General features: G+C 58.0%; 12 protein-coding genes and 1 tRNA gene. 5 read left to right on the forward strand and 8 right to left on the reverse strand.

The genetic code is table 11. The features are described 5' to 3' along the window. Positions 1-19: 19 nt before the first annotated feature. The 6 genes from RLCC275e_RS02185 to RLCC275e_RS02210 are packed head-to-tail and all read right to left on the reverse strand — an operon-like array spanning position 20 to position 5,711. Entirely contained in the window at positions 20-1,231 is a 1,212-nt protein-coding gene (locus RLCC275e_RS02185) for a glycosyltransferase family 4 protein (protein ID WP_245483435.1), read from the reverse strand. A gap of 3 nt (positions 1,232-1,234) precedes the next feature. Continuing rightward, on the reverse strand, positions 1,235-2,005 hold the full coding sequence (locus tag RLCC275e_RS02190) for a class I SAM-dependent DNA methyltransferase (RefSeq protein WP_033181664.1): 771 nt from the start codon (positions 2,003-2,005) through the stop codon (positions 1,235-1,237). Next, a complete protein-coding gene (locus RLCC275e_RS02195) occupies positions 2,002-3,111 on the reverse strand; it encodes a DegT/DnrJ/EryC1/StrS family aminotransferase (RefSeq protein WP_033181665.1) in 1,110 nt (369 codons plus the stop codon). Before RLCC275e_RS02195 ends, RLCC275e_RS02190 begins: the two co-directional genes overlap by 4 nt. After that, positions 3,108-3,542 (reverse strand): hypothetical protein, encoded by a 435-nt coding sequence (locus RLCC275e_RS02200; protein WP_033181666.1) that lies wholly within the window; start codon positions 3,540-3,542, stop codon positions 3,108-3,110. Before RLCC275e_RS02200 ends, RLCC275e_RS02195 begins: the two co-directional genes overlap by 4 nt. Positions 3,543-3,570: 28 nt before the next feature. After that, complete coding sequence (locus RLCC275e_RS02205) at positions 3,571-4,506, reverse strand: glycosyltransferase family protein (protein ID WP_033181667.1); 936 nt, start codon at positions 4,504-4,506, stop codon at positions 3,571-3,573. A 2-nt stretch (positions 4,507-4,508) separates the two neighbouring features. Further along, complete coding sequence (locus RLCC275e_RS02210; RefSeq protein ID WP_033181668.1) at positions 4,509-5,711, reverse strand: glycosyltransferase; 1,203 nt, start codon at positions 5,709-5,711, stop codon at positions 4,509-4,511. 472 nt (positions 5,712-6,183) lie between these two features. On the opposite strand from RLCC275e_RS02210, the gene gmd reads away from it, so the two are divergent. Together gmd and RLCC275e_RS02220 are read left to right on the forward strand one after the other, a co-directional pair. Beyond that, positions 6,184-7,266, forward strand: coding sequence for a GDP-mannose 4,6-dehydratase (gene gmd, locus RLCC275e_RS02215; RefSeq protein ID WP_033181669.1), 1,083 nt, complete (start codon positions 6,184-6,186; stop codon positions 7,264-7,266). Between the two features lie 4 nt (positions 7,267-7,270). Then, on the forward strand, positions 7,271-8,200 hold the full coding sequence (locus RLCC275e_RS02220) for a GDP-L-fucose synthase family protein (RefSeq protein ID WP_033181806.1): 930 nt from the start codon (positions 7,271-7,273) through the stop codon (positions 8,198-8,200). Between the two features lie 258 nt (positions 8,201-8,458). Here RLCC275e_RS02220 and RLCC275e_RS02225 read toward each other — a convergent pair. Next, positions 8,459-8,532: transfer RNA gene (locus RLCC275e_RS02225), tRNA-Gln, on the reverse strand. 242 nt (positions 8,533-8,774) lie between these two features. Between RLCC275e_RS02225 and RLCC275e_RS02230 the strand changes: the two genes are divergently transcribed. The 3 genes from RLCC275e_RS02230 (at position 8,775) to RLCC275e_RS02240 (ending at position 11,617) form a co-directional block, all read left to right on the forward strand. Beyond that, the gene (locus RLCC275e_RS02230; protein ID WP_033181670.1) at positions 8,775-10,343 is read left to right on the forward strand and encodes a Ppx/GppA phosphatase family protein; all 1,569 of its coding nucleotides are present in this window, start codon (positions 8,775-8,777) and stop codon (positions 10,341-10,343) included. A gap of 14 nt (positions 10,344-10,357) precedes the next feature. After that, the gene (locus RLCC275e_RS02235) at positions 10,358-11,077 is read left to right on the forward strand and encodes an RlmE family RNA methyltransferase (protein WP_017993025.1); all 720 of its coding nucleotides are present in this window, start codon (positions 10,358-10,360) and stop codon (positions 11,075-11,077) included. Positions 11,078-11,233: 156 nt separating this feature from the next. After that, the gene (locus tag RLCC275e_RS02240; protein ID WP_033181671.1) at positions 11,234-11,617 is read left to right on the forward strand and encodes a VOC family protein; all 384 of its coding nucleotides are present in this window, start codon (positions 11,234-11,236) and stop codon (positions 11,615-11,617) included. Positions 11,618-11,721: 104 nt separating this feature from the next. Here RLCC275e_RS02240 and RLCC275e_RS02245 read toward each other — a convergent pair whose 3' ends face one another. Further along, on the reverse strand, positions 11,722-13,146 hold the full coding sequence (locus RLCC275e_RS02245; RefSeq protein ID WP_033181672.1) for a DHA2 family efflux MFS transporter permease subunit: 1,425 nt from the start codon (positions 13,144-13,146) through the stop codon (positions 11,722-11,724). Positions 13,147-13,319: the final 173 nt, after the last annotated feature.

The following is a 13,319-nucleotide window of genomic DNA, read 5'->3' on the forward strand; positions in this document are numbered from 1 at the left end:
GCATGGAGCAACTCATGTATCACGCGACTCCCGCAAGGACACGCCCCAAAATGTCTTTTAGACGGTGGTCGAAATCCTCTTGCTTCCACAAGGAAGCTCTTTCAAGTCCCTTTTTGATCAAAACGGAAGATAGGGCTTCGTCTTCCCACAGGCGGCTCATCGCGCCGTGTATTTCCTCGACGGATTGGGGTGAGAAATAAAGCGCTGCGTCACCGCACTGTTCCCGCATGCCATACTTGTCTGATATCAAGACGGGACAACCACACACCATCGCTTCAAGCGGCGGGATGTTTGTCGGGCCGAAGAATGTCGGCATGACCAACCCTCTGGCACGACGATAAAACCCAGCTAGATCCGAATCCGGTACATAACCGACGAAGTGAACCGCTTGCGACAGCCCAAGCTCGTTTGCCATCGCCTTGACGGCCGCATATTCGCGCTTTGTGCTGCCCGCCAAGACCAGTTCCATGTCCGGATGAGTCGTGCGCGCGGCTGCCAGCGCTTGCACGAGCCGCAAGTGATTCTTGTGAGGCCAGAATTGCGCCGGATAAAAATAGAATTTTTCCGGAAGCCGGTAGCGTTCGGCGAAGGCGGACGTCTCAACCGAATCTGTAAGATAGTTCGGAGCGATATAAGGCAGCGGATATATGTGATCGTCTGGCGTGCCGTAGCTTTCCATGACATGCCGCCGCCCGGTTTCGGAATCGACGAGCACGGCAGCACTCTGGTTCGCAAGATGACGGAATCGGCTTTCTCTCAGCTGAAAGCGCAACCAGCTTCCGGCTTCTGGGAAGCTGCGTTCGTATCTGTGCATCAAATCGTGAATGGTTGCGATCGAGGGCTCCCTGATCTGCCAGGTCAGGGCGTCTTGAGCCGGGAAAATCCACAGATCACATTGGAGAGCTGCCAATTCCCGCACGAGTGGGTTCACCCATCTCGCGACGACACGCGCTACGGAGCCGGGTATGGCCATGAACAGCTTGGCAAGTGTCTCGCCCCGCTTCCAGTGCTGCAGCGGGACGGCCTTCAGCGGGCTGGCGTCAAGTTCAGAGCGCCAGGCTTCGTCCCCATAGGCAACGATGACCTCCACGTCCGTGCCGTCGATTGAAGACAGGGCCTGCACCAGGCTTTGGGCGTACTGGAACATGCCGCCGGCATGGCGGCCTACTCCGAGATAGAAACCAATCCTCTTCCGATGCAAGGCAATTCGGCCGTCCAGATGTGTCGCCAACAGTCAGCCCGCGTTCTTGCGCGCTACGACACAGACGCCCCAGGTTTCGGTCCCCGGCGGCGAACTGGACATCCACTCTTCGGCAATCACACGGCTCATCCCCGCATTCGTCAGCAGGCGGTCTATCTCGTTCAGGAAGAGGTAGCGCATGCGGTGGGTTTCGCAAACCATTTCGGTCTTGGCGCTCAGCTTCTCCGTCGCGAAGATCGTGTAATTGACATCCACGACGTTCTCGGCGTCATGCACGACAGACTCTGCGACGCGAACGACGGAAATCTCATCGTTTTCCAAGCGCTTGACGCGGGTGCTCGGGCGCTGCCAAAGGACCGCTGGTCCGTACCAGAAGTCGAATATGAAAATTCCGCCATCTTCGAGATGGTGGGAGACAGTCTCCATCATCGCTTCGAGATCGGCATCGGACGTTTGATAGCTCAGAACATGAAAAAGGGAGATGACCGCCTGGAATCGCCGATCCGTCCGGAATGTGCGTGCATCGCCCAGCGTGAAATCAAGTTTGCCGCCCGACTGTGCCGCCTTCGGCATGGCCGCCGCAAGCATGGTTTCCGACAGTTCTACCCCCAGCACCCCATATCCGGCTTCTGCGATCTTATCGGCGTGAATGCCGGTGCCGGAGCCTAGCTCCAGAATCTGCGAGATTGGGCCGGTGGCATAACGCTCCAGCAGAGCTTTCACATAAGCTGTTTCGCCCTCGTAGTCCTTGTCCTTATAGAGAAGATCGTAATACTGGGAGTACAATCCGAAACTGGTCGTCAACGGATGACCTCCGTTACGATAACCGCGACTTCGCGAATTTGATCTTCCCTTAGCGCCATGCCGCTTGGAATATAGAAGCCGCGGCGCGCAAGCTTTGCGGCAATGGGAAGATCGGCGTCCTTGAGGAAGCCCATCTTCTGCAGAACGGGCTGCTCGTGCATCGGCCAGAAAAACGGACGGCAGCCTACGCCCTTAGCCGCCAATCGTTTCATCGCTTCGGCGGCGTCGAAATCGATCTCGTCCTTCAGCACGATGCCATAGACCCAATAGATATTCCGGGCATAGCTTGTCTCGGGCAACGGCAGTTGAATGCCGGGCAAGTCCTGAAGCAGTTCGGTATACAGTCTGCCCATCGCACGTTTGCGCTCGACGAATTCCGGAAGGCGCTCAAGCTGCGCGCAACCGAGAGCCGCCTGCATATTCGTCATACGCATATTCCAGCCCAGCTCCTCATGAACAAAGCGGCGGGCAGGCAGGAAGCAGAGATTTCGCAGGCTCCGAGATCTGTCGGCAAGGGCGTCGGAATCGGTGACGATCATGCCACCTTCGCCTGTGGTAATGTGCTTGTTGGGATAAAAGCTGAAAATGCTGACATCGCCGAAACTGCCGCAAGGCTGGCCGTTATATGTCTGGCCATGCATTTCTGCAGCGTCTTCGATGATCTTGAGGTTGTGGCGGCGGGCGATCTCGTTGATCGCGGTCATATCGCACGGCAGGCCGTAGATATGTACCACCATGATGGCGCGCGTCTTCGGCGTGATAGCTGCTTCGATCTTCGTCGGATCGATATTCCAGGTTAGAGGATCCGAATCCACCGCAACCGGCACACAACCAGCTCTCACGATGGCTGCGGCGCAGGAAATGATCGTGAAGGACGGCATGATGACCTCAGTGCCTTCCTGCAGGCCAAGCGCCATCATACCGGCGTCGAGAGCCATCGAACCATTCGCAACGGCGATTGCGTGCTTGCGGCCGACAGTCGCGGCAAACTCACGCTCAAAACGTGTGATGAAAGGGCCTTCGGAGGAAATCCAGCCGGTCTCGATGCATTCCAGCAGATACTTGCTCTCGTTACCATTCAGCAGCGGTTCATTGACCGGGATCATTCGGCACCCTTTATCTTCAGTTCCTGCGCCGACGGTACAAATCGCGTCTTGTCGGATTCCCCGGCGTAAGGCCCCTGCTTAACTTCGATGATTTCAGCTTCTTCGATAATTTCAAAACCATGTCCGCCGAAGGCAAGCAGGATGACGTCGCCTGCGCGTAGGATCGCGCTTTCGTAGTATTCCTGCGCGTCGGAATAGAAGTCCACGCGGACAACGCCCGACTTTATAAGCAGGACCTCCTTCGTATAGAGAACCTCCCGCGCAACGGCGTTGTGGACGTGGGGCTGGATGACATAGCCGGTCGGTCGCTTCATATAGGCAAGTTGCTGCGAGAATTCGTCCGGCGTGAAAAACTGGATGCCGTCGAACGTGTAGTTCGACCGCAATATCATGGCCTGCAACTCGCCACCGTTCGTGATCTTTTCTATCATGTTTCTCTTTCCCAAATCGACCGATGCGTCAGGATGCCGCCAAACCGGCCACCTTGCGCATGCGTTTAACCCCGGCCGAGAATACGAGTTTGTAGAAATCTTTCATCCGCTGGCGGCGCATTCTCTCGAAGAAGCCCAACACACGCAGCCGCATTTGTTCGTTAACTTCAACGTCGATCTTTTGCAATTTCTCCGGCGCATGCCCGAGGTTGCCAGCGTAATAATCAACATCGCTGCAGTGGACTCCGCTGTCGTCAAACCCTGAGTTCTTCACAAGGCTCTGGCGAGGGTAGAGAGTCAGCATATTGTCCAGATAAGCGCTGGCATGCCACCTGATCGCCCAGGATTGATTCTTGCCTTTGACTTGATTGCGCAGCATCGCGAGGAAAAAGGCATTCCCACCATAGTCGAAAGCTTTAGCAAGGCCTTTCTCTTTCAGGCCCATCAGAAGCTTAGCCCCATTGGGTTCGAAATGTTTCCATGCCCGGGCCCACGTGGCCCATCCCCAACAGTCCGCCCCACGTAGGAAATAGCTCTCGGGAGCATCGTCATTGGGGACCGGATAGGCGTAGCCGTGAATGCTGGCGACGCGCTCCTCATCTGCATAAAGATCCAGCCCCTGGTTCATATAGCGCAAGAAGTCAGGCGAGGTTATCAGGTCGTCCTCGACGACGATGACGCGGCCATATTGTTCGCACAGACGGTCCACGCCATCGATGATAGAACCTGCAAGGCCATAGTTTCTTTCGCGTTCGACGACGGTGACCGACTTGAAACCCGTTACCGTCTTCGCCTGTTCACGGACTTGGTGCACGCGCTCCGCTTCTTTTTCATTGCGCTGACCGTCGCAGTAGATGAACAAGGGCGTCTGTTCCGCCAGCTCGTTCGCCTGCAATGCCGTCACGGTCCTTGCCATATGCATGGGACGATTGAAGACGAAAAGTATAACCGGTGCGCATTCCATGGCTATTCCCAGCACTTCCTACGTTGTGCAAATTGTTCGAGCCTGCGTACGAATAGGGCCTCAGCTTCGAGCCGCTCCGCATCGACTACCTTTAGCTGCTTACGCCCTTTTTCGATCAGATCAACTGCCACCGCAGGATCTCGGATGCGCAACATGGCGTCGGCCCACTGCTCGGCGTCATCAGCATCGGCCAACAACGCCGCATCACCGATCTGCTCGTTAAGGTGCGCCGAATAGATCAGCGGGCGACCGAGCGCCCAAGCTTCCAACGGCGGCAAATTGGTTGGGCCAAAATAAGTCGACATCACGACGGCCAGCGCACCTTCGTAGAGTGCGCGCATATGATCGACCGGCACGAAGCCGAGGAATGTCACATTGTCAGATACGCCCAGCTGTTGCGCTTGCTGTCTTATCCACGCAACATTGCCATGATCCCCACCTGAAAAGACCACGCGTATGTCGGAATCAACCGCTAGCTTTTGTTTTAAGAGTGAGATCGCTTCGAGAATGCGGATGTGGTTCTTGTGCGGCCAGAATTGCGCTGGATAGAAATAATAGCCATCCTTCAGCCCATAGTTCTCGAGCGCGGCCACCCGGTCGATCGAATGCGCTTCAGTTAAGAATGGAGATGGTTCGAAGGGCATCGCAATCATGCGCTCTTCGTCAATTCCGTAGCGAGTGACAATCCTTTTCAGGAGCTGACGTGAGGCCACCATGATGGCGACGGCACGTGGCAGGCATGTGGAAAAATGCCACTCGCGTTCTTCGAATTTGCCATCGGAACTCACTTCGGGAAATTCAAGATCGTCCCGATGACAGAGATCGAGGACCGTCGTGATGTAGTTGAGCTTACGGAAGTAATTCGGAGTTGAGGAGTGGGTAACGAAATATGCCAGATCCAAGCCGGTTTCCAGCAGCGCATTTTCGATCTTGGCTGCCATCCGCGCATTGCCGCTTTCCTTGCGGCCTAAGCGTCGCAACACGGTGCGTGCAATTCGACGTAGCCCCACCGGCCCTGCTATAGACAGGTGCTGCGCATGAACCCCTAGCCGTTCAAGATGCTGCAGATTGGCTTCGATTGTCGTGAAAGCCACGACCTCATGCTGTTTCCCGATGATACGCTGGAGTTGCAGGATCGCATTGAGTGCCTGATTGAATCCTCCACCGACATGTATCGGATTTTCCAGCAAGACGCCAATTTTCATGCTTTAACTAACCTCAGCGTCCACACTGGCAGACGGCTACTTCACATATTGATCAACGCCAGGGAATTACGTCGATTTTCACAGACAATCTGAAAAGCGGATGCCGTCCCGCCTTTCTCGTTGGATTTGCCTTAGCATATCCTGTGATCACGACAACACCCACAAGGCCCGACATAAGTACGGTCGGAAGCGGTTGAGGGGATGTCGTTGCAATCTTGGAACAGAGATCGCCAATTCATTCTCATGGTGCTTGAGCGGCCAGCAAAACCTGGCGCGTGACCGCGAATTGACAGGCAAGATTACCTCTTGTTCGGCGAGGATGGCCAAGGAAGAACCGACCGAGGAGGCCTTTATGCTCTTGCAACCTGGGCAGACCGGCCTTAGGACGTCAGTTTACGAAACTTGGATGGTTTTCAGAGGTATTGCTGCAGATGCGTGCATAGCCGCTGAACTGGGGCATAAACGGTTGTCTATGAAAAAAGCACTTATTACCGGGGTCACTGGCCAGGACGGATCCTATCTCGCAGAGTTCTTGCTGTCGAAAGGCTACGAAGTCCACGGCATCAAGCGGCGCTCGTCTTTGATCAATACCGACCGTATTGATCACCTATATCAGGACCCCCACGTCGAAGGTCGGCGTTTTGTGCTGCACTACGGCGACATGACCGATTCCTCCAGTCTCATTCGGATCATTCAGCAGGTCCAGCCGGACGAGATCTACAACCTCGCGGCACAGAGCCATGTGGCGGTGTCTTTCGAGGAGCCGGAATATACGGCGAATTCAGACGCACTCGGCGCGTTGCGGCTGTTGGAAGCGATCCGCATTCTCGGCCTTGAGAAGAAGACACGCTTCTACCAGGCGTCGACTTCCGAGCTATACGGCTTGGTTCAGGAAATTCCGCAACGTGAGACGACGCCGTTCTATCCGCGTTCACCATACGCGGTTGCAAAGCTCTACGCTTACTGGATCACGGTAAACTACCGTGAAGCTTACGGTATCTATGCCTGCAACGGCATTCTCTTCAATCATGAAAGCCCGGTCCGCGGTGAAACCTTCGTCACACGCAAGATCACCCGAGCTCTCGCACGCATTAAGCTCGGTCTTCAGGATCGACTTTATCTCGGCAACCTCAATGCCTCCCGCGACTGGGGTCATGCGCGCGATTATGTCATTATGCAGTGGATGATGTTGCAGCAAGATCAACCGGAAGACTTCGTCATCGCCACGGGGGTCCAATACAGTGTGCGGGATTTCGTCGATGCCGCTGCAAAGATCATCGACATGCCGATTCGCTGGGAAGGCAGTGACCTGGAGGAAAAGGGCTACGATTCCGAGGGACGTTGTATCGTCGCCGTCGACCCGCGCTATTTCCGCCCCACGGAAGTGGAAACACTCCTGGGTGATGCGACGAAGGCGCGCGAGAAGCTCGGATGGACGCCAGAGGTGACATTTGCAGAACTCGTATCGGAAATGATGCTCGAGGATCTGCAAGCCGCCAAGCGTGACGAACTCGTCAAGCAACACGGTTTCACGGCGTATGATCGGCATGAATGAGGTCATGAAAAAATCGGCCAAGATCTACGTGGCCGGCCACCGCGGCATGGTGGGCTCGGCGATTGTCCGCGGCCTGGAGGCGAGCGGCTATGCCAATGTGGTAACGCGTACCCACGCGGAACTCGATTTGACGAGCCAAGTCGATGTGAGATCCTTTCTCGCGGCGGAAAAGCCGGATTTTATTTTCATGGCCGCTGCGAAGGTCGGAGGCATTCACGCCAACAATACTTATCGCGCTGATTTCCTCTATCAGAACCTCATGATCGAAGCGAACATCGTCGATGCGGCCCACAGGGCAGGCGTCGAGCGCATGCTTTTCCTCGGGTCGAGCTGTATATATCCGCGCAACTGTCCTCAGCCGATCTCTGAAGATTACCTGCTCACGGGGCCGCTGGAGCAGACGAACGAACCCTATTCCATAGCCAAAATCGCCGGCATCAAATTGTGCGAGAATTATAATCGCCAATTCGACACGCGTTATTATTCTGCCATGCCGACCAATCTTTATGGGCCGAACGACAGCTACGATCCGGCAAACAGCCACGTTTTGCCTGCTCTGATTCGTAAGGCGCACGAAGCCAAGATTTCCGGGGCTAAGGAAATGGTTGTCTGGGGAACGGGAAAGCCGCTACGCGAATTCCTCTACGTCGACGATCTTGCGGAAGCCTCCATTTTCCTCATGGAGAATGACGTACGGGAGCCCATGCTCAACATTGGCGTGGGAGAGGATCTGTCCGTGGCAGATTTGGCTGGAAAGATCATCCAGATTGTCGGCTTTGAAGGAGAGCTGGTATTCGACAGGTCGAAGCCGGACGGCACGCCTCGCAAACTTTTGAATGTCGATCGTATCAATCGACTTGGCTGGTCGGCAAAAACGAAGCTGGATGACGGGATTGCGCTCGCCTACAACGATTTTGTCTCGCGATACAGCTGACCAACAACAGGTCCATTGCTAAGAGCATTTCCGTTTTTCTTCGAATTACGGAAATGCTCTATTTCTTTGTTTTCACGCAATTTCGGACGCAAAACCGCTGCGCGGATTGAGCTTGAATCCCTATAGTTTGGCTACCCCTGCAGATGGTTGTGAACCATCAGTATGAGCGTGGGAGTATTGCCAATTCCAACAGCGCACCGACAGAAAGCGTCATCCGCAATCCTGTCTGCTTCTTTATGTTCGATGCGAGTGAAATACTGGCTGGGGAACCTGGATTCGAACCAAGATTAACGGAGTCAGAGTCCGTCGTTCTACCATTGAACTATTCCCCAGCATAAGCAAACCGGCGGGCGGTCGGCTGGTGTGCGGCGCTTATAACCAAAACCCGGAGGATTGCAAATAGCTGTTTTGAAAAAAATCGGTGCTGCCGCGGAAAGGTGAAACCGCTGCAAATCCCCTGTCCAAAAAAGAATTTGGCGATTTCGGCAGGCGCTGATATTCTTGCCGCAACGCAAAAATCGAATGAGCGCCTGCTGCATATCTCAAGACTTGCGCGGCGCGGTGGAAAAACAACGTGGAAGACCCCGAAGGCGGCGCAAAGCCGCAATTTGACGGGGCGTCGGCGGCAGGGCGCAAGGACGGCAAGAAGTCCAGGCGCCGCAAGGGCAAACGTGGCGGGCAATCCCGCAACGCGGCCCATCCCGCTTCGCATGAGCCTTCCGGCGGTGCCGGACAGCCTGCGCGCCCGATGGAAGATGCAGCCGGCAATCCGGCCCGCAAGCGCAAGCGTCGCCGTCGTGGCGGCCATGGTGCTGCGCAGGATGGTTCACTTCAACCTCATGTGATGGAACAGGCCGGAGCGGCAGATCATGCCGCCCGCTCCGATGGCGATTCGGCGCCCAGCCGTCGCAACCGCCGCAAGCATCGCGGCAAGCGCGGTCTGCAGGGCCGGCCGCTGACACCGGCAAAACCATCAGGTGTCTCGCAACAGGAACGCCGCGCGGAAGAGACGGCGCTCGGTGGCGAACTGCGTGAAACACTGAATGGCGCGAGCGCCAACCGCAGGGGCCGCCAGGAAAGCCATGCCCATTCCGGGCATCAGGGGGATCGCCAGGCCGGCGAGCATGTGTGGCCGGAGGAGCTCTATGCAGCCCTCGATCTCGGCACCAACAATTGCCGCCTCCTCATTGCCCAGCCGACCCGTCCGGGACAATTTCGCGTCGTCGATGCCTTTTCCCGCATCGTGCGCCTCGGCGAAGGCCTTGCGGCCAGCGGCCGTCTGTCGGATGAGGCGATGGAGAGGGCGATCGAGGCGTTGAGGATCTGCGCCTCCAAGCTCAGGAACCGGGAGATCCGCCGCATGCGGCTGATCGCCACCGAAGCTTGCCGCCAGGCCGTCAATGGCGAGGAATTCCTCAGCCGGGTCGTTGCCGAAACCGGCCTTGCGCTCGAGATCATCGATCGCGAGACCGAAGCGCGGCTTGCCGTCTCCGGCTGCTCCTCGCTGGTCGGTCGCGAGACGCGCTCCGTCGTGCTGTTCGATATCGGCGGCGGTTCGTCGGAGATCGCCGTCATCCGTATCGGCGACAATCGCTTCAGCCGCCTTGCCAATCACATCACCCACTGGACCTCGCTGCCGGTCGGCGTCGTGACGCTGTCGGAGCGCCATGGCGGGCACGACGTCACGCCGGAGGCCTTCGAAGGCATGGTGCGTGAAGTCGAAGGCATGCTGGGAAGCTTCAATTGCCCGGAGATCGAGGTCGCCCAGAGCGGCGATTTTCACCTGATCGGCACATCGGGCACGGTGACAACGCTTGCCGGCGTGCATCTCGACCTGCCGCGTTATGACCGGCGCAAGGTCGATGGCATCTGGCTGTCCGACGACGAGGTCTCCGCCATGCAGGCAAAGCTGCTCTCCTGGGATTTCGCAAGCCGCGCCGCCAATCCCTGCATTGGGCCCGATCGGGCCGATCTGGTGCTCGCCGGTTGCGCCATTCTCGAGGCGATCCGCCGCCGTTGGCCGAGCCCGCGCATGCGGGTTGCCGATCGCGGCTTGAGGGAAGGTCTGCTCACCGACATGATGGCCGATGACGGCGTGTGGCGGCGCAATCGCAACCGCCGCGGCCAGCGCGTGAGATCGTGAGATAAGGAATAGGCATGACCAAGGCACCGATCGCGGGAAACCGCACCGGCCGCAAGCTCGGCCAGCGCGTCAAGAACAAGAAGATGAAGGCCTCCTCCCGCCAATGGCTGGAGCGCCACATCAACGATCCCTATGTGCAGCGCGCCCAGCTTGAAGGCTATCGCGCCCGGGCTGCCTTCAAGCTGCTGGAGATCGACGAGAAACATCACATCCTGCGCGGCGCCAGGCGCATCATCGATCTGGGGGCCGCTCCCGGCAGCTGGTCGCAGATCGCCGCCAAGGTCACCGGCTCGACGGATGATGATATTCGTGTGGCTGCGATCGATTTCCTTGAAATGACCCAGCTGCCGGGGGTCAAGATCCTGCAGCTCGACTTCCTCGATCCCAGTGCGCCGGAAAAGCTGTTGGAGGCCGTCGGCGGCACGCCTGATCTCGTCATATCCGACATGGCGGCGCCGACCACCGGCCACCACCGCACCGACCATCTGCGCACCATGCATCTCTGTGAGGTGGCGGCGCATTTCGCCGTCGAAGTGCTGGGGGAAGGCGGGCACTTCCTCACCAAGACCTTTCAGGGCGGCACCGAGCGTGAGTTGCTCGCCATGCTCAAGCAGAACTTCCGCCAGGTCGTCCATGTCAAACCGAACTCGTCGCGCGCCGAATCGGTCGAGATGTTCCTGCTGGCCAAGGGGTTCAAGGGGCGCAAGGCTGAGGGCGACGCTGAAGAAGCTTGATCTTCGGGCCGGTCCTGACGGATGATGGCAATCGACTGCATAGCTCCTTAAAACGGTATCGAATTAAGGATGAGATATGCAGCAATGGAAAGCGTTGCCGCGTCCTTGCGCATCTGAAAGGGCGCGCGGCGCGGCAGGATTTGAACCGCTGATCCCATGCTTCTTTACGTCACGCTCGGAACCAACGACCTCTATCGCGCAGGGCATTTTTATGATGCCGTGCTGTCTCCCCTCGGCTATCGCCGCCAGCGCTCTTCCGAAGAGGAAATCGGTTATGCCGCCGAGGGCGATACGCGCTGCCGCTTCTGGGTGGTGACGCCGTTCAATCGCCGCCGGGCGACCGCAGGCAATGGCGCCATGATCGCGCTTGCAGCCGAAACGCGGGCGGATGTCGACGCCTTCCATGCGGCGGCAATCGCGGCAGGCGCCGTGGATGAGGGCGAGCCCGGCCTGCGCTCCTACCATGCCCATTTCTATGCCGCCTATGTGCGTGATCTCGACGGCAACAAGCTCTCTGCCGTCTGCGAAAGCCCGGAGTAATGGCTGCCTGAAGCGCGTCGCAATCTTTCAGATTCGCTCCTCGCGCTTGAGGTCTTTGTTTCCACGTTACCGCAAAACCGCTGCACACTTTTGCGCGACATGCTTTATTTCACCGCGTGCTGTTCGGCTTCAACAGTTGCTGCCGTCAGCGCCTTCGAACGGTGGCCCGAAACGAGCGCGCCGGCATTGCGGTCCATCCGGATGAAGGGAATGGTCGCAATGACAGTCAGTCCGGCGATGATGTAGAAGGCGAGGTGGAAATCGGCCACTTGCAGCGCTTCGCCGCGGAAATAGATCGAGCTCTCCAGGATGGCGGCGGCGACCGCAACACCGAGCGCCAGGCTGACCTGCTGCATCACCGAGCTCATCGATGTCGCTTGGCTGGCTTCCGCATCATCGATATCGGCGAAGGCAAGCGCATTCACCCCGGTGAACATGAAGGAGCGGGAGAAGCCGCCGAGCAGCAGCACGCCGATGATGACGAGATGCGGCGTCGACGGCGTGAACAGGCCGGTGACGACAGTCACCAGGGTCGTCACCATGGCGGCGCTGAGAAGTGTGGTGCGGAAGCCGGCGGCGGCGAAGACGCGCTTTGCCATGAACTTGGTGGTGATCGCCCCGATCGCGCCGGCAAAGGTGATGAGGCCGGATTGGAACGGCGTCAACCCGAAGCCGAGCTGCAGCATCAACGGCGTCAGGAAGGGCATGGCGCCGACGCAAATGCGAAACAGCATGCCGCCCAGAGTGGAGGCCCGAAACGTCGGGTTCTTGAACAGGTTGAGATTGAGGATCGGCGCCGGATGACGCTTGGCATGGCGCACGTAGAGGACGCCGCAGATGAGGCCGATCAAGGTGGCGGTGACGCCGATGATCGGGGGCAGGGCCGGCAGACTGACCACCGACAGTCCGAAGACGACGCCCGCAGCCGATAGCGAGGTCAGCACGAAACCGGTGAAATCGAGCCGCGGCGGCGCCGTCGCTTCCACTTCCGGCAGAAAAATCGTCGCAAGCCAGATGCCGATGATGCCGACCGGCACGTTGATCAGGAAGATCCAGTGCCAGCTGAAATAGGTGGTGATGAAGCCGCCGAGCGGCGGTCCTGTGAGCGGACCGACCAGCGCGGGGATGGTGAGCAGCGCCATGGCCGAGACCAGATCGCTGCGCTTCGTGGTGCGCACCAGCACGAGGCGGCCGACCGGTGTCATCATCGCGCCGCCCATGCCCTGCAGGAAGCGGGCAAAGACGAATTCGACGAGGTTGGAAGAGACGGCGCAGAAAATCGAGCCGATGACGAAGACCGAGATGGCAAGGCGGAAGATCTTCTTGGCGCCGAACCTGTCGGCCATCCAGCCGCTGACCGGGATGAACACCGCCAGCGCCACCATGTAGGAGGTCAGCGCCAGCTTCAGCGTGATCGGCCCGACATTGAGATCCGCTGCGATCGCCGGCAGCGCCGTCGCAATGACGGTCGAGTCCATCTGTTCCATGAAGAGGGCGACGGCAAGGATCAGCGGGACGATGCGATTCATAGGCGGGAGCCTTGATGGGGCAGCGGATTGGAGCTGGAAAGGCCCGTGCTGTTTAGTCCCAGCGGCGGGTTCTGCCAATCCCCAAATCCGGGTCGACGACACGTTTGCTTCACGTCTGCGTGAGACGACTTGCGCATTAACGTCGCTTGTCAAGATTGACATATGTTTACCTG

The sequence above is a fragment of the Rhizobium brockwellii genome (assembly GCF_000769405.2).
Lineage (GTDB): Bacteria > Pseudomonadota > Alphaproteobacteria > Rhizobiales > Rhizobiaceae > Rhizobium > Rhizobium brockwellii.